The sequence below is a fragment of the Pseudomonas sp. P2S-1 genome, from assembly GCF_057197725.1.
Map to the genome: position 1 here is coordinate 4,048,344 of NZ_CM170068.1, position 16,984 is coordinate 4,065,327.

At 65.1% G+C, this 16,984-nt stretch carries 16 protein-coding genes; 5 read left to right on the plus strand and 11 right to left on the minus strand.

Annotated elements, in window-relative coordinates; genetic code table 11:
* Positions 1-8 precede the first annotated feature (8 nt).
* Genes pqqC through AC2CQI_RS18140 form a run of 4 tightly spaced genes read left to right on the plus strand, consistent with a single transcriptional unit; the run spans position 9 to position 3,936 of the window.
* A complete protein-coding gene (gene pqqC / locus AC2CQI_RS18125) occupies positions 9-758 on the plus strand; it encodes a pyrroloquinoline-quinone synthase PqqC (RefSeq protein ID WP_075801631.1) in 750 nt (249 codons plus the stop codon).
* Positions 755-1,030 (plus strand): pyrroloquinoline quinone biosynthesis peptide chaperone PqqD, encoded by a 276-nt coding sequence (gene pqqD / locus AC2CQI_RS18130; protein WP_075801632.1) that lies wholly within the window; start codon positions 755-757, stop codon positions 1,028-1,030. Before pqqC ends, pqqD begins: the two co-directional genes overlap by 4 nt.
* Positions 1,002-2,162, plus strand: a complete 1,161-nt coding sequence (pqqE, locus tag AC2CQI_RS18135) for a pyrroloquinoline quinone biosynthesis protein PqqE (RefSeq protein ID WP_484577475.1) — start codon at positions 1,002-1,004, stop codon at positions 2,160-2,162. The genes pqqD and pqqE overlap by 29 nt, the downstream gene beginning before the upstream one ends.
* Positions 2,128-3,936, plus strand: a complete 1,809-nt coding sequence (locus AC2CQI_RS18140) for a S9 family peptidase (protein WP_484577476.1) — start codon at positions 2,128-2,130, stop codon at positions 3,934-3,936. Before pqqE ends, AC2CQI_RS18140 begins: the two co-directional genes overlap by 35 nt.
* 75 nt (positions 3,937-4,011) lie before the next feature.
* On the opposite strand, the gene AC2CQI_RS18145 is transcribed toward AC2CQI_RS18140, so the two are convergent.
* The 3 genes from AC2CQI_RS18145 to AC2CQI_RS18155 form a co-directional block, all read right to left on the minus strand.
* Positions 4,012-4,170: a YqaE/Pmp3 family membrane protein gene (locus tag AC2CQI_RS18145; RefSeq protein WP_042123980.1), complete on the minus strand. Its 159-nt coding sequence runs from the start codon at positions 4,168-4,170 to the stop codon at positions 4,012-4,014.
* Positions 4,171-4,317: 147 nt separating this feature from the next.
* On the minus strand, positions 4,318-5,580 hold the full coding sequence (locus AC2CQI_RS18150; RefSeq protein WP_484577477.1) for an aspartate aminotransferase family protein: 1,263 nt from the start codon (positions 5,578-5,580) through the stop codon (positions 4,318-4,320).
* Positions 5,577-6,275 (minus strand): MOSC domain-containing protein, encoded by a 699-nt coding sequence (locus AC2CQI_RS18155; RefSeq protein WP_484577478.1) that lies wholly within the window; start codon positions 6,273-6,275, stop codon positions 5,577-5,579. Before AC2CQI_RS18155 ends, AC2CQI_RS18150 begins: the two co-directional genes overlap by 4 nt.
* Before the next feature lie 103 nt (positions 6,276-6,378).
* Between AC2CQI_RS18155 and AC2CQI_RS18160 the strand changes: the two genes are divergently transcribed.
* Positions 6,379-7,299: a LysR family transcriptional regulator gene (locus tag AC2CQI_RS18160; RefSeq protein WP_484577479.1), complete on the plus strand. Its 921-nt coding sequence runs from the start codon at positions 6,379-6,381 to the stop codon at positions 7,297-7,299.
* 234 nt (positions 7,300-7,533) lie between these two features.
* Here AC2CQI_RS18160 and AC2CQI_RS18165 read toward each other — a convergent pair whose 3' ends face one another.
* The 8 genes from AC2CQI_RS18165 to bioF form a co-directional block, all read right to left on the minus strand.
* Entirely contained in the window at positions 7,534-9,312 is a 1,779-nt protein-coding gene (locus tag AC2CQI_RS18165) for an acyl-CoA dehydrogenase C-terminal domain-containing protein (protein ID WP_484577480.1), read from the minus strand.
* Between the two features lie 123 nt (positions 9,313-9,435).
* Positions 9,436-10,719: a GGDEF domain-containing protein gene (locus AC2CQI_RS18170; protein WP_075801639.1), complete on the minus strand. Its 1,284-nt coding sequence runs from the start codon at positions 10,717-10,719 to the stop codon at positions 9,436-9,438.
* Between the two features lie 267 nt (positions 10,720-10,986).
* The gene (locus tag AC2CQI_RS18175) at positions 10,987-12,792 is read right to left on the minus strand and encodes a phenylacyl-CoA dehydrogenase (RefSeq protein WP_075801640.1); all 1,806 of its coding nucleotides are present in this window, start codon (positions 12,790-12,792) and stop codon (positions 10,987-10,989) included.
* 264 nt (positions 12,793-13,056) lie between these two features.
* Positions 13,057-13,353 carry a pyrroloquinoline quinone biosynthesis protein PqqE gene (locus tag AC2CQI_RS18180; protein WP_075801641.1) on the minus strand — a complete coding sequence of 99 codons (297 nt, stop codon included), beginning with the start codon at positions 13,351-13,353 and terminating at the stop codon, positions 13,057-13,059.
* Between the two features lie 229 nt (positions 13,354-13,582).
* Complete coding sequence (gene bioD, locus AC2CQI_RS18185; RefSeq protein WP_484577481.1) at positions 13,583-14,263, minus strand: dethiobiotin synthase; 681 nt, start codon at positions 14,261-14,263, stop codon at positions 13,583-13,585.
* A 1-nt stretch (position 14,264) separates the two neighbouring features.
* Positions 14,265-15,089, minus strand: a complete 825-nt coding sequence (bioC, locus tag AC2CQI_RS18190; RefSeq protein WP_484577482.1) for a malonyl-ACP O-methyltransferase BioC — start codon at positions 15,087-15,089, stop codon at positions 14,265-14,267.
* On the minus strand, positions 15,082-15,813 hold the full coding sequence (locus tag AC2CQI_RS18195) for an alpha/beta fold hydrolase (RefSeq protein WP_484577483.1): 732 nt from the start codon (positions 15,811-15,813) through the stop codon (positions 15,082-15,084). Before AC2CQI_RS18195 ends, bioC begins: the two co-directional genes overlap by 8 nt.
* A complete protein-coding gene (gene bioF / locus AC2CQI_RS18200) occupies positions 15,806-16,978 on the minus strand; it encodes an 8-amino-7-oxononanoate synthase (protein ID WP_484577484.1) in 1,173 nt (390 codons plus the stop codon). The genes AC2CQI_RS18195 and bioF overlap by 8 nt, the downstream gene beginning before the upstream one ends.
* Positions 16,979-16,984 lie beyond the last annotated feature (6 nt).

Here is a 16,984-nt window from a genome sequence, read left to right on the forward strand (position 1 = left end):
CTGCCGCCATGAGCCAACCGCTGTCCCCCGCCGAGTTCGAACAGGCGCTGCGCGCCAAGGGCGCCTACTACCACATCCACCACCCCTACCACGTGGCGATGTATGAAGGCCGCGCGACCCGCGAGCAGATCCAGGGCTGGGTCGCCAACCGGTTCTATTACCAGGTCAACATCCCGATGAAGGACGCGGCGATCCTCGCCAACTGCCCGGACCGGGAGGTGCGCCGCGAGTGGATCCAGCGCCTGCTCGACCACGACGGCGCCCCTGGCGAGGACGGCGGCATCGAGGCCTGGCTGCGCCTCGGCCAGGCGGTCGGCCTGGACCCGGACCAGTTGCGCAGCCAGGAACTGGTGCTGCCCGGCGTGCGCTTCGCCGTGGACGCCTACGTCAACTTCGCCCGCCGCGCCTGCTGGCAGGAAGCGGCCAGCAGCTCGCTGACCGAGCTGTTCGCCCCGCAGATCCACCAGTCGCGCCTGGACACCTGGCCGCAGCACTACCCGTGGATCGACCCGGCCGGCTACACCTACTTCCGCACCCGCCTGAGCCAGGCGCGGCGCGATGTCGAGCACGGCCTGAGCATCACCCTGCAGCACTACACCACTGCGGAAGGCCAGCAGCGTATGCTGGAAATCCTGCAGTTCAAGCTGGACATCCTGTGGAGCATGCTCGATGCCATGAGCATGGCCTACGAACTCGATCGCCCGCCCTACCACAGCGTCACCAGCGAGCGGGTCTGGCACAAGGGGATCGCGCTATGAGCTTCGACCGTCACCTGACCCCGCGCTGGCGCCCCGGCTACCGCTTCCAGTACGAACCGGCGCAGAAGGCCCATGTCCTGCTCTACCCCGAGGGCATGATCAAGCTCAACGAGAGCGCGGCGTTGATCGGCGAACTGATCGACGGCGAGCGCGACGTGGCGGCGATCATCGCCCTGCTCGACGAAAAATTCCCTGGCGTGCCCGAGCTTCCCGAAGACATCGAGCAATTCATGGAGGTGGCCCGTGCCGAACACTGGATCATCCTTGAGTGAGCAACCCGGCAAGCCCGAAGTCGGCCTGCCGCTGTGGCTGCTGGCCGAGCTGACCTACCGCTGCCCGCTGCAATGCCCGTACTGCTCCAACCCGCTGGACTTCGCCGAGCAGGGCAAGGAACTGACGACCGAGCAGTGGTTCAAGGTGATGGCCGAAGCGCGGGAAATGGGCGCGGCGCAACTGGGCTTTTCCGGCGGCGAGCCGCTGGTGCGCCAGGACCTCGCCGAGCTGATCGGCGAAGGCCGGCGCCTGGGCTACTACACCAACCTGATCACCTCCGGCATCGGCCTCACCGAGGAAAAGATCGCCACGTTCAAAAAGGCCGGACTGGACCATATACAGATCAGCTTCCAGGCCAGCGACGAGCAGGTGAACAACCTGCTGGCCGGCTCGAAGAAGGCCTTCGCGCAGAAGCTGGAGATGGCCAGGGCGGTGAAGGCCCACGGTTACCCGATGGTGCTCAACTTCGTCACCCACCGGCACAACATCGACCGCATCGACCGAATCATCGAGCTATGCATCGCCCTCGAAGCCGACTTCGTCGAGCTCGCCACCTGCCAGTTCTACGGCTGGGCGCACCTCAACCGCCTCGGCTTGCTGCCGACCCGGGCCCAACTGGAGCGCGCCGAGCGCATCACCAACGAATACCGCGAACGGCTCAAGGCCGAAGGCAACCCGTGCAAGCTCATCTTCGTCACCCCGGACTACTATGAAGAACGGCCCAAGGCCTGCATGAACGGCTGGGGCAGCGTGTTCCTCACGGTCACCCCGGACGGCACCGCCCTGCCCTGCCACGGCGCGCGGCAGTTGCCGGTGCAGTTCCCCAACGTGCGCGAACACAGCATGCAGCACATCTGGTACGACTCCTTCGGCTTCAACCGCTTCCGGGGGTACGACTGGATGCCCGAACCCTGCCGCTCCTGCGACGAAAAGGAGCGGGATTTCGGCGGCTGCCGCTGCCAGGCGTTCATGCTCACCGGCGATGCCAGCAAAGCCGATCCGGTCTGTGCCAAATCGGCGGACCACGGCCTCATCCTCGCCGCCAGGGAGGAGGCCGAGACCGCCACCCTGACCATCAAGGAGATGACTTTCCGCAATGAGCGCACCTCACGACTTATCGCCCGCGGCTGAGCGCTTCAGCGCCGACCAGGCCGTCGCGGCCGGCACCGACTTCGCCGAACTGAAGGCCGGCCGTCATGGCCTGTTCTGGAACGAATTCCGCCCCCGTGACGGCGCCTGCCGGATCTGGCACTGGCGCGAGGGCCAGGCCCGCTGCCTGACGCCGGACGGCTTCAGTGCGCGCAGCCGGGTCTATGAATACGGCGGGCGTTCGTTCTGCCTGGGCGACGATGACGTGATCTTCGTCAACGAGGCGGACCAGCAACTGTATCGCCAGGCGCTGGACGGCGGGCAGCCGGTCGCCATGACCCAGGGTGAGCGGCGCTATGGCGATCTGCTCTGGGCCGACGGCCGGGTGCTGGCCGTCGAGGAAAGCGGCACGGAACACCGGCTGGTGGCGATCAGCGACAGCGGGCGCGAGATACTCGCCGAAGGCGCAGACTTCTATGCCTCGCCGACCCTGAGCGACGATGGCCGGCGCCTGGCCTGGATCGAATGGAGCCGGCCCGATCAGCCGTGGACTGCGACGCGCCTGTATCTGCGCGAAGGCGACGGTGAAACCCGTTGCGTCGCCGGAGACCAAGGCCCGGCGCAATCCCTGCAACAGCCGCGTTTCGACCGTGAAGGCCGGCTGTATTGCCTCTCCGACCTCAACGGTTTCTGGCAGCCCTGGGGCGAATCCGCGCAAGGCTGGCAGGCGCTGCCGAGCTGCGCTGCCGATCACGCTGCCGCGCCGTGGCAACTGGGCGCCAGCACCTGGCTGCCGCTGGACGGCGGCTACCTCGCCACCTGGTTCGAACAGGGTTTCTCGCGCCTCGGTCTGCGCCAGCGCGACGGCGCGCTGACCGCGATCGACAGCGAATACAGCCGCTTGCGTTGCCTTGATCTGGATAACGACTTCATCTACGCCGTCGCTGCCTCGCCGGTGCACCCGGCAGCGGTGATCGCCATCGACCGTCGCGATCATTCAGTGCAGGTGCTGGCCGGTGGCGTGCAGCCCCTGCCGGCTGAGCGGGTCAGCAAGCCGCGCGGTTTCACCTACCCCAGTGGCGATGGCGAAGCTCATGGCTTCTTCTATCCGGCGATGAACGGCAAGAAGCCTGCGCCGCTGGTGGTGTTCGTCCATGGCGGGCCGACCTCGGCCTGTTACCCGGTGCTCGACCCGCGCATCCAGTACTGGGCCCAGCGCGGCTTTGCCGTGGCTGACCTCAACTATCGCGGCAGCAGCGGCTATGGCCGGGCCTATCGCCAGGCGCTGCACCTGCGCTGGGGCGAAGTGGATGTGGAGGATGCCTGCGCGGCGGTGTTGTACCTGGCAGGTGAAGGGCTGATCGATCCATACCAGGCGTTTATCCGTGGCGGCAGTGCCGGCGGCTATACCACGCTCTGCGCGCTGGCCTTCGAGGATGTGTTCCGTGGTGGCGCCAGCCTGTACGGCGTCAGCGACCCGCTGGCCCTGACCCGGACCACGCACAAGTTCGAAGGGGATTATCTGGACTGGCTGATCGGCGATCCGCAGCGGGATATCGAGCGTTATCGCGAGCGCACGCCGCTACTGCATGCCGGGAATATCCGCGTGCCGGTGATCTTCTTCCAGGGCGAGCTGGATGCGGTGGTGGTGCCGGAGCAGACGCGCTCGATGCTGAAGGCGTTGAAGGACAAGGGGATCGAGGCAGAAGGGCATTTCTATCCGACCGAGCGGCATGGGTTCAGGACGGCGGCGAACCTGGCGCATGCGCTGGAGGAGGAATGGAAGTTCTACAGCAGGATTCTCGACCAGCCTTGAGGGCCCTATCGCTGGCAAGCCAGCTCCCACAGGGTCCGTGTGGGAGCTGGCTTGCCAGCGATGAGGCCCTGAAGATCACCGCTTGGCGATGATATACACCGCATGCACGATCCCCGGGATATACCCCAGCAGGGTCAGCAGGATATTCAGCCAGAACGCCCCGCCAAAGCCGACCTGCAGGAACACCCCCAGCGGAGGCAGGAGAATGGCGAAGATGATACGAATCAGGTCCATGGAAAGGCTCCCTAAGTAGTGTCCTCATTCTGACTCCAGCACAACTCCGACGTTCCGCTTGTTTCCCACGCACAAAAAAACGCCCCGGACCAAAAACAACAGGCCCAGGGCGACGCGCAGGAACGCGAGACGGTTCTTTGAATTCGTTTACGAGCGGCGGCTGAGCTGCGCGGTATTCACCCGGGCAAAGGCGCGGGCCAGGCGCAGGAGCATTTCGTCGATATTGCCGTGGCTGACGGTCAGCGCCGGCGAGAAGCGCAGCACGTTGGCTTGCGGCGCATTGAGCAACAGCCCTTCCTGGCGCGCCGCCCTGACCACTTCCGCCGCCAGCGGCTCCTGCAGCTCCAGCCCCCAGAGCAGCCCCTGCCCGCGCACTTCGCCCAGGCCATAACGCCCAGCCAGCCGGCTCAGGCCATCGCGCAGATGACGCCCGGCCGCACCGACCTGATCGAGGAAACCGTGTTCCAGCACGGTTTCCAGCACCGCCAGCCCGGCAGCGCTCATCAAGGCATTGCCGTGATGGCTGCCTTCCAGCTCGCCGGCCTCGGCACAGCACGCCGTACCACGGGCCAGCAACGCCGCCACCGGCACTCCACCGCCCAGGCCCTTGCCGAGGGTGAGGATATCGGCGCGCACACCGTAGGTTTCCTCGGCCAGCAGCGCGCCGCAGCGGCCCATGCCGGTCTGCACCTCGTCGAGGATCAGCAGGATGCCCAGCTCGCGACACAGGCGCTCGACACCTTTGAGGTAATGCCGGGTCGCCGGGATCACCCCGGCTTCGCCCTGGATCGGCTCGAGCATGATCGCCACGGTGCGCGAGTCCACCGCCGCATGCAGCGCGGCAAGGTCGTTGAACGGCACCTTGCTGAAGCCCGGCAGCCCCGGTTCACAGCGGTTGCACGGCAGCGGGTCGGATGCCGCCAGGGTGCCAAGGCTGCGCCCGTGGCTGCCCTGGCTGGCGGTGATGATGTGGTAGGCGCCATTGCGATGCAGTTGGCCCCACTTGCGCGCCAGCTTGATCGCGCCTTCACAGGCTTCCGCGCCGCTGTTGAGCAGATAGGCCTGGTCGCTGCCGGTGCTCTGGCAGAGCAGGTTGACCAGCTTCAGGTGACCGCTATTGTGAAACCCGGCCCCGGAGTTGATCAGCGCCAGAGCTTGCCCACTCAGCGCCTGGACCAGCGCCTTCGGACTGTGCCCGAGGCTGTTGACCGCATTGCCCTGGGTGAAGTCGAGGTACGCGCGGCCGTCGCTGTCCCACAGCCAGGAACCCTGGCCCCGCACGAAGACCTGCTCGGCCAGTTGCTTGCTCGGCATCAGGCACTCCCGCGACAGCGGATCGACGGCCTCGCTCGGCAGTGGCGCCACCTCGACCACCGGGGCGGTCTGGCGGCGCAGATTGAACAGGTTCATGCACGCAACCCTTCCAGTGGCAGGCCGAGCAGGCGGGCGCTCCAGTCTTCGACACGACCGGTGCGCAAGCGCTTGATCGCGATATCGCGCCAGCGTGACGACAGGGCCGGACAATCCACCAGTTTCTTCAAGCCTGCATGCTCCAGGGGTTCACGGTAAAAAGCGTGCAGCGCCCAGTCGACGGTTAGCCCCGGGTAGCTGCGCTGTATCAGTTCGAAAGGCTCGTCGGCACAGACGAAGCCAGGTTTCAGGACCCGGTAGAACCAGCCGCAACGCCCGCTGTCCTGGGCTTCCTGCGGCAGGTCCGGCAGCCCCCAGCGATGGCTCAGGCGATAGCACGGCGAGCGCGGCTGGCTGATCTGCAACAGCGCACCACCCCAGCGGAACAGGTCGCCGAGGCACACGTCGTGCTCATCGAGGCCATGGGTCGAGAGGTTTTCGCCGAACGCCGGCGCCTGCCAGGCGATCTGTGGGTAACGTTTCCGCCACCAGGCGTAGTGCTCGGCCGGATAGTGGTGCAGGGCCCGCTCGGGGCCGGTATGGAAACGTGGGTCGCCGTGTTCATCGCTTCCCAGCCCCTGCGGCCATAACCAGAGCCGCCTTGCAACCTCTTCCTTGTCGATATCGGTCATGAGTCCATAACCGAGATTTTTAGCCTTGCCTATGTAAACGCCATCCACATGTACGCTGTTCATTGCGCCCTCTGGGCCTGTAAACCTTGTGAATACGGGCGTAGAGTAGGCTTCCGCCGGCCTTGCGGCCATTTCGTTTTTCGAGCATTTTCGATAAGTAAACCTTATGGATTTCCGCCAACTGCGATATTTCGTCGCGGTGTATGAAGAAGGCCATGTCGGCCGCGCCGCCGAACGCCTGTCGCTGTCCCAGCCGGCGCTGTCGCAGCAGATCCGCCAGCTCGAGCACAGCCTCGATGTCAGCCTGTTCGAACGGGGCAACAAGCGCCTGCTGCCGACCCTGGCCGCGCACACCCTGTACAACCACGCCCTGCCCCTGCTCGACGGCATGCAGCGCGCCCGCGACGCCCTGCGCAACTTCCGCGGCCAGGCCCTGCGCACCCTGGCCATCGGCGTGCTGCAAACGGTGCGGCCGAGCCTGGTGCCCCAGTTGCTCGACCGGGTGCGCAAGGCGCAGCCGCACCTGGTGGTGCAGATCTATGAACTGTCGGGGCTGGAGATCGAACGGCGCCTGCTCAACGGCAGCCTGGACATCGGCATCAGCTACCTGCCGCCCCGCCAGCCGGGGCTGCACGGGCTGCTGCTGTACGAGGACGAGCTGCAGGTGGTGATCCCGAAAACCCACCCGCTGCGCGAATTCAAGAAGGTCTCGCTGAAACAGGCGGCGGAATTGCCGATGATCCTCCTCGGCGAGGAATTCCAGGTGCGGCAAATCTGGCAGGGCCAGTTGGCCAACCTCGGGCGGCGCCCGCAGGTACAGGCCGAGATGAACAATATGGGCGGGATTCTCGACAGCCTGCCGCAGACCTCGCTGGCCACGGTGCTGCCAGGCCGGGCGCAGGAAGCTTCCGAAGACCAGGAGTTGCTGTGGAAGCCGCTGAGCGAGCCGCGGGTGCCGCTCAAGGTCGGCTTGGTGTTCCGCGATGCGCAGCGCCAGCAGGCGTCGGTGGAGTTGCTGCGGACCCTGCTGGAGGAAGAGATCGACCCGCGGCAGATGGGCGTGTCGCCGCTGGATGTGCTCGGGTAGAGAAATCGCAGGCAAAAGAAAACCCCGCCGAAGCGAGGTTTTCCCAGACTGTTTCCCTTTGACTTCCCTTTCTTCCCACCGTCCCGGGCAGGCTTCCTTCGTTCCGTCCTTGTGATGTACTGTGCGCGTCCTGCGCTTCGTCCATGGAAAGAAGATTAACTTCGGATCCAATATGAGAGAAGACGCCAAACGTCACCACGTCATGTAAGCAAATGCTTACATGACGCAATTACCTCAGAACTGCTCGGCCTCCAGCAGGTACAGCGACTCGCTGCCAGCCTTGACCGAGGCGCACAGCGACTGCAGACGCGGCAGCAGGCGCGCGAAATAGAAACGCGCGGTGCCCAGCTTGCTGGCGTAGAAGTCTTCCTCGCCCTGCTTGGCCAGCGCCGTGCGCGCCATCAGCGCCCACATGTAGGCGTAGGCCACATAGCCAAAGGCGTGCAGGTACTCGACCGACGCCGCGCCGATCTCGTTCGGGTTGCCCTTGGCCCGGTCCAGGACCCAGGCGGTCAGGGAATCCAGGTCGTCCAGCGCAGTATTCAGCGGTTTGACGAACTCGCCCAGCTCGCTGCCGGCGGTGCCAGTGAAATGGCGGATCTCGTCGGCGAACAGCTTGTAGAAGGCGCCGCCACTACCGACGATCTTGCGCCCCATCAGGTCCAGGGCCTGGATGCCGTTGGTGCCTTCGTAGATCTGGGTGATGCGCACATCACGCACCAACTGCTCCTGGCCCCACTCGCGGATATAGCCGTGGCCGCCGAAGACCTGCTGGCCATGCACCGCCGTCTCCAGCCCGAGGTCGGTGAGAAAGGCCTTGGCCACCGGGGTCAGCAGGGCGACCAGGTCTTCCCCGCGCTTGCGGGTGGTGGCGTCTTCGCTGTACTTGGCGGTGTCCAGCTGCATGGCAACGTAGGTGGAGAAGGCGCGACCGCCCTCGTTGAGGGCCTTCATGGTCAGCAGCATGCGACGCACGTCCGGGTGGACGATGATCGGGTCGGCGACCTTGTCCTTGGCTTGCGGGCCGGTCGGGGAACGGCTCTGCAGGCGGTCACGGGCGTATTCGATGGCGTTCTGGTAGGAACGCTCGGCCGAGGCCAAGCCCTGGATACCGACGCCCAGGCGCTCGTAGTTCATCATGGTGAACATCGCCGCCAGGCCCTTGTTCGGCTCGCCGACGATATAGCCCACGGCTTCGTCGAAGTTCATCACGCAGGTGGCCGAGGCCTGGATGCCCATCTTGTGCTCGATCGAGCCGCAGGTGGCCGGGTTGCGTTCGCCCAGGCTGCCGTCGGCGTTGACCAGGAACTTCGGCACCAGGAACAGGGAAATGCCCTTCGGCCCGGCCGGCGCGTCCGGCAGCTTGGCCAGCACCAGGTGGATGATGTTCTCGGTGAGGTCGTGTTCACCGCCGGTGATGAAGATCTTGGTCCCGCTGACCTTGTAGCTGCCGTCCGCCTGCGGCTCGGCGCGGGTGCGGATGATGCCCAGGTCGGTGCCGGCATGGGGCTCGGTCAGGCACATGGAGCCGGCCCAGACTCCGGCGTACATGTTCGGCAGGTACTTTTCCTTGAGCTCTTCGCTGGCGTGGGCATTGATCGACAGGCAGGCGCCGGCGGTCAGCATCGGGTACAGGCCGAAGGCCAGGCTCGACGAGTTGACCATTTCCTCGACCTGGGCCGAGATCACCTTGGGCATGCCCATGCCGCCGTACACCGGGTCGCCACCGACGCCGACCCAGCCGCCTTCGGCGTAGGTGCGGTAGGCATCGATGAAACCGGCCGGGGTGCGCACGTTGCCGTTGTCCCAGTGGCAGCCTTCTTCATCGGCGGCGCGGCTGAGCGGGGCGATGGTCTTGCTGGTGACCTTGCCGGCCTCTTCCAGCACGGCCAGGGCGGTCTCTTCGTCTACCGCGTCGGCCAGTCCGGGCAGGGCTGCCCACAGTTTCGAGACTTCGAACACTTCGTTGAGAACGAAGCGCATATCGCGCAGCGGCGCTTTGTAGTCAGCCATGGCAACCTCTCACACCTTGAGTCGTGGACAGTCCCGCAAGGAACCGGTACTAAGGTTTCGGAGTGTAACTGAACAACTTTTGCGACACATAGGGTCATCTAGAGACCGGCAAGTCAGTTTCGGTCACGCCACGCGCAATGCGCCTCGCCGCTCCTTCTGCCCATGGGCCATCACGCAGTTACGCCCCGCTCCCTTGGCCGCGTACAGCGCCTGGTCCGCGGCCTTGAGCACTTCCTCGGGGGTGCGGTGTTCGGGCTGGCGTTCGCAGACACCGATACTCACGGTCACCGACACGCTTCCGCCCCCCGCCGTTCCGCGACGCTGGCGACCTTGCTGGTCGTCCTGCGGGCGGTTCTCCTGGTTGCGCAGCTGAATAGCGTAGTTGGCAATCATCTCGCGCACCGCCTCGAGGTGCGGAATGCACTCTTCCAGGGTCTTGCCGGCGAACACCAGGCAGAACTCCTCGCCGCCGTAGCGGTAGGCGCGGCCGCCGCCGGTGACCTTGGACAGCTTGCTCGCCACCAGGCGCAGGACCTGGTCGCCGACGTCGTGGCCATGGGTATCGTTGAATTTCTTGAAGTGGTCGACGTCGGTCATCGCCAGCACGTAGTTGCGCCCCAGGCGCTGCATGCGCTCGTTCAGCGCGCGGCGGCCCGGCAGGCCGGTGAGCTCGTCGCGGAAGGCCATCTGGTAGGCCTCGTGGGAGACCGACGCGGCGATCATCAGCATCACCTGGCTGCACATGATGTTCAGGGTGAAGGGCAGGATGAAGGTCTGCGGCAGCATCCAGAAGATGCCGATCAAGCCGATGACCTGCGCCGCATGCAGCGGCCGCGGCTCGCGCAGGTACTGCACCACCAGCACCACGAAGGCCAGGAAGAACACCGGGTAGGACATCTGGATCAGGCTCATCCACTGGCCATGCAGCGACGGCCAGCGGATCTCCGCCAGCCAGCTCAGCAGGGCCTGCGGGTAGCTCTGCTCCAGGCCCAGGGCGACACTGCCGACGGCGAGCAGCACGGCGAAGCGCGCAACCATGTCCTGGAACAGGTGGGTGCGTTCCTGCCAGGCACCGAACAGGGCGAACAGCATCGGCAGCAGCAGGCACACCAGGTGGAACACCACCGCCGCATCCTCGCGCACGCGGCCGTGGTCGCGGTAGAAGTCGGTCTGGGTGTCCAGCAGGTAGTAGGCGATGTACACGGTTATCATCAGGAACAGCTCGCGCTGGCGCCGATACACCGCACAGTAGGCGCCGCCCAGCAGCAGGACCAGGGTCGGCAGGACGTTGAACAGCGAAGTGAAGAACACCGACAGGTCGCGGACATAGGCGGCCGCAAGCCCGGACAGCAGCAGGAAGGCCCCGGGGAGGAAATGACTCAGGCGTACAGCGGACAAACGAAACAAGAGAACTCTCCGATCCAGCAGATCGATAATGTCATTGTGCCTTCACTTTATCGGCAATGCACATGAATAGATAAATATTTGGCGTCAATTTATTTAACGGCAGCAAGGGGCTGGAGCTTGAAGCTCATTTGCTGGATCAATTTGCAGAGGTGTGTTGTCTGTACTGGCCTCATCGCTGGCAAGCCAGCGATGAGGCCCGAAAGGTTTTCACAAGGCCAAAAAAAACGCCTGCCGGTGAGGGCAGGCGTTTTTCTTGAAGCGAGTAGATCAGTACGACAGGCCGAAATGCTCTTCGTCCATCGCCATCAGGTTGTTCGCACCCGACAGCATGGTCGCGACATGGGTACGGGTACGCGGCAGGATGCGCTGGAAGTAGAAGCGCGCAGTCTGCAACTTGGCGGTGTAGAAGGCTTCCTCGGTGGTGCCGGCAGCCAGCTTCTCGGCGGCCAGGCGGGCGATGTCGGCCCAGAAGTACGCCAGGCAGGCATAGCCGGAGTACATCAGGTAGTCCACCGAAGCAGCACCCACTTCCTCGCGGTCCTTCATGGCGGCCATACCGACCTTCATGGTCAGTTCGCCCCACTCCTTGTTCAGCGCAGCCAGTGGCTCGACGAATTCCTTGACGGCGTCGTTGCCTTCCTGGGCCTGGCAGAACTTGTGCACGATCTTGGTGAAGCCCTTCAGCGCCTCGCCCTGGGTCATCAGGACCTTGCGACCCAGCAGGTCGAGGGCCTGGATGCCGGTGGTGCCTTCGTACAGCATGGAGATGCGGCTATCGCGCACGTTCTGCTCCATGCCCCACTCGGCGATGAAGCCGTGGCCACCGTAGATCTGCACGCCGTGGTTGGCCGATTCGAAGCCGACTTCGGTCATGAACGCCTTGGCGATCGGGGTCATGAAGGCCAGCAGTGCGTCGGCCTTCTTCTTCTCTTCTTCGTCCTGGCTGTACTTGACGATGTCCACCTGCTTGGCGGTGAAGTAGACCATCGCGCGGTTACCCTCGGCGAAGGCCTTCATGGTCAGCAGCATGCGGCGCACGTCCGGGTGGACGATGATCGGGTCGGCTGCCTTGTCCGGTGCTTTCGGGCCGGTCAGGGAGCGCATTTGCAGGCGGTCGCGGGCGTATTTCAGCCCCCCCTGGAAACCGACTTCGGCGTGGGCCAGGCCTTGCAGCGCGGTCCCCAGGCGAGCGGTGTTCATGAAGGTGAACATGCAGTTCAGGCCTTTGTTGGCCGGGCCGATCAGGAAGCCGGTGGCGGCGTCGAAGTTCATCACGCAAGTGGCGTTACCGTGGATGCCCATCTTGTGTTCCAGGGAACCACAGGTCACGGCGTTGCGCTCGCCCACGCCGCCTTCGGCGTTGGGCAGGAACTTCGGCACGATGAACAGGGAAATGCCCTTGGTGCCAGCCGGTGCGTCCGGCAGGCGGGCCAGGACGATATGGACGATGTTGTCGGCCATGTCGTGTTCACCGGCCGAGATGAAGATCTTGGTGCCGGTGACTTTGTAGGAACCGTCGGCCTGAGGCTCGGCCTTGGTGCGCAGCATGCCCAGGTCGGTACCGCAGTGTGGCTCGGTCAGGCACATGGTGCCGGTCCATTCGCCGGTGACCAGCTTGCTCAGGTAGGTGTGCTGCTGCTCGGCGGTACCGTGGGCGGACAGGGTGTTCATCGCGCCATGGGACAGGCCCGGGTACATGCCCCAGGACCAGTTGGACTCGCCGACCATTTCGCTGATCGCCAGGCCCAGCGACTCAGGCAGACCCTGGCCACCGTGCTCGACGTCATGGGCCAGGCTCGGCCAGCCGCCTTCGACGAACTGCTTGTAGGCTTCCTTGAAGCCGGTCGGGGTCTTCACGCCGGATTCGCTCCAGGTGCAGCCTTCCAGGTCACCAACGCGGTTCAGCGGGGCCAGTACCTGTTCACAGAACTTCGCGCCTTCTTCAAGAATGGCGTCGACCATGTCCGGCGTGGCGTCCTGGCAACCCGGCAGGCTTTGATAGTGCGCTTCATAGCCGAGCAGTTCATCACGGACGAAACGAATATCACGCAAGGGGGCTTTGTATTCAGGCATAGCGATGAACCTCTGCTGATGAACCTTGTTAGGAGAGAGACCACACCGACCAGCTCTAGGCGGCTTTCGGTCAAACGATTGTTTGAAACATACGTTTACGCCTATATCTTGTCAACACCCCGCCAACGGCACTTTTGCCATCGTCCAGACGAACTACAAGCGTAGGAAAACTCCGAGAGACGCGCAGCCGAACGCCCGGCACAACGGCCAAGGCGCTGATGAATAAAGGCTAGCGGGAAAAGATGAAGCCTGAGGCGTTGTGCCTCAGGCGTAGGTGTCGATCAGCGTGCCGAGCATTTCGTCCGATGCTTTGGCCACTTTGACACCGAGTTCGACCTGGTGCTTGCCCAAGGCCTGTTCGACGGTGGCGGTGGCCATGTCCATCTGCTGGCTGCGATCGACGGAACGCAGGCGCTCGGCCTGGAAGTCGCTGGATTGACTGGTGGCGGCGCGCTCTACGGTGTTGTTGGCGATTTGGCTGGCGGCCTGGTCGACCCGCTGCTGCCCGGCCTGAATGGCGCCCAGGCCGGCATAGAATGCGGAACTGCCCGAGATTTCCATTTCAAAACTCCAGTAAAGAGAGTGGCAATACAGTGGCCTATTGAAGCAGAGATGGGCAGAGATTGCCGTTGAAAAACACTAATGGGGTTGGGGGTTGCGATAGAGAGGAACTAGCAGACTGACACAAAACCCTGTGGGAGCTGGCTTGCCAGCGATGAGGCCGGCTTGAGCAATGATGCTGTCAGGCCTGGCCCAATCGCTGGCAAGCCAGCTCCCACAGGGTCCGTTGTCAGTCCAGGAGATCGATCTGCAGATGCTCCGCCACCGCCTCCGCCGAGGCGATCTTCAGCTTCGGCACCCGCCCCAGGCACGGCGCCGGCAAGCGCTCGGCCAGGCTGGCCAGATTCTCCTCGAGCCGCGACGTGCGCGGATCGATGATATTCGCCACCCACCCCGCCAGTTGCAAACCATCCCGGGCAATCGCTTCGGCGCTGAGCAACGCATGGTTGATGCACCCCAGCCGCACGCCCACCACCAGGATCACCGGCAGTTTCAGCGCCATCGCCAGGTCCGACAGGTTGGCAACATGGGACAACGGCACCCGCCAGCCCCCGGCGCCTTCGATCAAGGTGAAATCCGCGCCCTGCGCCAATACTTCGCGCATCGGCCCGAGCAGGCCCGGCACGCTCAGCTCGACACCAGCCTCCCGCGCCGCCAGATGGGGAGCGATGGCCGGCTCGAAGGCAAAAGGGTTGATCCGCTCATAAGGCAGCTTCAGCGTGCTCTGCGCCATCAACGCCAGGGCGTCACTGTTGCGCAGCCCCTTGGGCGTGACTTCGCATCCCGAAGCCACCGGCTTGGCACCCAGGGTGCTCAATCCGGCCAGTTGCGCCGCCTGCAGCAGGCCGGCGGCGATGGTGGTCTTGCCCACGTCGGTGTCGGTGCCGGCGATGAAATAGGCCGCGCTCATCTCACTCCCCTTCTGTCAGCGGCTTGCGCAAGACCCCATAGACCACCTGGTAGGTGGCCGGCAGGCCCTGCGGCTGGCGAAACTGCTCGTAAGCCTGCAGCAATCCTTGCATCCGCGCCCGTCCGGTGAGCCCGGCGGGACGGCCGGGATTGAGGTTGTGCGCGCCCAGGGCCTTGAGCTCATGGGTCAGACTGCGCACATCAGGGTAGTGCAACACATGGGGTTGTGCATGCAGGTCGAGTACATCCAGACCGCTTTCTGCACACAACCGCTGGTAGTCCTCGAAACGCCGGAAGCGGTTCACATGCACCATGCCATCCACCGCCTCCCAGCTCGCCCGCAACTCATGCAGGGTGCCGACGCACAGGCTGGAGAAGGCCAGCACGCCACCGGGCTGCAGCACCCGCCGCGCCTCGGCGAGTACCTCACGGAAATTCGCGCACCATTGCACGGCGAGGCTGGAAAACATCAGCCCGGCGCAGGCCTCGCGCAGGGGCAGGCGTTCGGCATCACCGGCAACGTGGTAATCCGCACCACCGGCAGCGCGGGCATGGCGCAGCATGCCCTCGGCGATATCCACCGCCACGCCCAGCCCGTCCGCATAACGCCCTTGCAGGGCCCGGCTGAAATGCCCGGTGCCGCTGCCGAGATCGACCCAGCAATGCGGCGCCAGCCCCGGCGGCAGCTGCTCCAGCAGATGACCACCCACCGCCCGCTGCAATTCGGCAACGCTGTCATAGCTGGCGGCGGCACGGGAAAAGGACGCGGCCACCTGGCGCTTGTCGGGCAAGGCGCCGGGCAGGCCGGGTCGGGATAGATCAGTCATCGCCACTCTCATGCAGGAAGGTCTTGATATTGGCCGCCAGCTCTTGCGGGTATTCGAGGATGAACGCGTGGGAAGCGCCCTCGACCAGGCCCACCTCGACATCCGGCAGCCATTCGCTGAGGGCCCGGGCGGCCTCGGCCGGGACCAGTTCGTCGGAGCCGGCGAACAGGTGCAGTTGCGGCCCGCCATAAGCCTGCAACGCCGCCCGGGTATCCAGGCGGCCGAGCACTTCCAGGCCCTTCACCAGCAGCACCGGGTCGGTATCCGGCACGCCGACGCCCAGTTGCCGCAGCAGGCTGCGCGGCTCCTGCGCGCCTTCGCTGCACAGCGACTTGAAGCGCTTGAGGGTAACGGCGGTATGGCTGCGGCAGCCATCGACGAAGGTTTCGAAGGTGTCCGGTGGCATGCCGTCCGGCCAGTCCGGACGGGCGACGAAGCTGAGGTTGCTGGCGAAGGTCAGCAGCCCGCAACAGTGATCGCCACGCCGCGCCGCCAGCTCGGCAGCGAGCATGCCGCCCAGCGACCAGCCCCCCAGCCAGGTGTCCTTCGGCAGGCGCCGGTCCAGCTCGTCGAGCCAGGCCTGCGGGTCGTCGCTGACCAGGTTTGGCAGGGCCGCCAGCTCGACCCGGAGTCCGGCATCCTGTGCCCTCAAACTTGCCGCCAGCGGTTCCAGCGCGGCGCTGCCCAGGCCCCAGCCCGGCAGAAGAATCAGATGATTACGCATCGACAGGCTCCAACAGCGGATAACACTCGGCCAATGCATTCAACAATAGCTGGACCTGCGCGGCGCTGTGGGCGGCGGTCAGGGTCACCCGCAGGCGGGCGCTGCCGGCGGGCACGGTGGGCGGACGGATGGCGGTCACCAGCAGCCCGCGTTCGCGCAACATCCGCGACAGCTGCATCGCCCGTCCGGCATCGCCGATCAGGATCGGCTGGATCGGCGTGAAGCTGTCCATCAGTTCCAGGCCCAGCGCCTCGGCGCCGCCACGGAACTGGGCGATCAGCGCGGCCAGGTGCTCGCGGCGCCAGTGCTCGTCGCGCAGCAGGGTCAGGCTTTTCAGGGTCGCGCAGGCCAGCGCCGGGGGCTGGCTGGTGGTGTAGATATAAGGACGGGCGAACTGCACCAGGCTTTCGATCAGGTCCTCGCTGCCGGCGACGAAGGCACCGGCGGTGCCGAAGGCCTTGCCGAGGGTGCCGACCAGCACCGGCAGTTCTTCAAGACCCAGGCCGAAGTGCTCGGCCACACCCCCGCCATGCCGGCCAAGGGTGCCGAAGCCATGGGCATCGTCGACCATCAGCCAGGCGCCCTTGGCCCGGGCACGATTGACCAGTGCCGGCAGCTCGGCGATATCGCCGTCCATGCTGAACACGCCGTCGGTGACTACCAGGGTGTTGCCCTCGGCCTTGTCCAGGCGCTTGTCGAGGCTGTCGGCGTCGTTGTGCAGGTAACGGTTGAACCGCGCGCCGCTGAGCAGGCCGGCATCCAGCAGCGAGGCATGGTTGAGGCGGTCCTGCAGGACGGTATCACCCTGCCCCACCAGCGCGGTAACCACGCCGAGGTTGGCCATGTAGCCGGTGGTGAACAGCAGCGCACGCGGGCGCCCAGTGAACTCGGCCAGGGCTTCTTCCAGTTCGTGATGCGGGGTGCTGTGACCCACCACCAGATGCGACGCGCCACCGCCCACGCCCCAGCGCTCGGCGCCGGCACGCCAGGCGGCGATCACCTCGGGATGATTGGCCAGGCCCAGGTAATCGTTGCTGCAGAAGGCCAGCAGCGGCTGCCCGTCCACCACCACCTGCGGGCCTTGCGGGCTCTGCAGCAGCGGGCGCTGGCGGTACAGGTCAGCGGCACGCCTCTGCTCGAGGCGCGCACGAAGATCGAAGCTCATGGCAAC

Excerpts from the sequence above, each read along its gene's own strand:
- AC2CQI_RS18180 (WP_075801641.1), bottom strand. The coding sequence starts at position 13,353 with ATGGAAATCTCGGGCAGTTCCGCATTCTATGCCGGCCTGGGCGCCATT.
- AC2CQI_RS18145 (WP_042123980.1), bottom strand. The coding sequence starts at position 4,170 with ATGGACCTGATTCGTATCATCTTCGCCATTCTCCTGCCTCCGCTGGGG.
- AC2CQI_RS18140 (WP_484577476.1), top strand. The coding sequence starts at position 2,128 with ATGAGCGCACCTCACGACTTATCGCCCGCGGCTGAGCGCTTCAGCGCC.
- AC2CQI_RS18195 (WP_484577483.1), bottom strand. The coding sequence starts at position 15,813 with ATGCGTAATCATCTGATTCTTCTGCCGGGCTGGGGCCTGGGCAGCGCC.
- bioC (WP_484577482.1), bottom strand. The coding sequence starts at position 15,089 with ATGACTGATCTATCCCGACCCGGCCTGCCCGGCGCCTTGCCCGACAAG.
- AC2CQI_RS18175 (WP_075801640.1), bottom strand. The coding sequence starts at position 12,792 with ATGCCTGAATACAAAGCCCCCTTGCGTGATATTCGTTTCGTCCGTGAT.
- pqqD (WP_075801632.1), top strand. The coding sequence starts at position 755 with ATGAGCTTCGACCGTCACCTGACCCCGCGCTGGCGCCCCGGCTACCGC.
- AC2CQI_RS18155 (WP_484577478.1), bottom strand. The coding sequence starts at position 6,275 with ATGAACAGCGTACATGTGGATGGCGTTTACATAGGCAAGGCTAAAAAT.
- AC2CQI_RS18150 (WP_484577477.1), bottom strand. The coding sequence starts at position 5,580 with ATGAACCTGTTCAATCTGCGCCGCCAGACCGCCCCGGTGGTCGAGGTG.
- bioD (WP_484577481.1), bottom strand. The coding sequence starts at position 14,263 with ATGAGCGCGGCCTATTTCATCGCCGGCACCGACACCGACGTGGGCAAG.
- bioF (WP_484577484.1), bottom strand. The coding sequence starts at position 16,978 with ATGAGCTTCGATCTTCGTGCGCGCCTCGAGCAGAGGCGTGCCGCTGAC.
- pqqC (WP_075801631.1), top strand. The coding sequence starts at position 9 with ATGAGCCAACCGCTGTCCCCCGCCGAGTTCGAACAGGCGCTGCGCGCC.
- AC2CQI_RS18165 (WP_484577480.1), bottom strand. The coding sequence starts at position 9,312 with ATGGCTGACTACAAAGCGCCGCTGCGCGATATGCGCTTCGTTCTCAAC.
- AC2CQI_RS18160 (WP_484577479.1), top strand. The coding sequence starts at position 6,379 with ATGGATTTCCGCCAACTGCGATATTTCGTCGCGGTGTATGAAGAAGGC.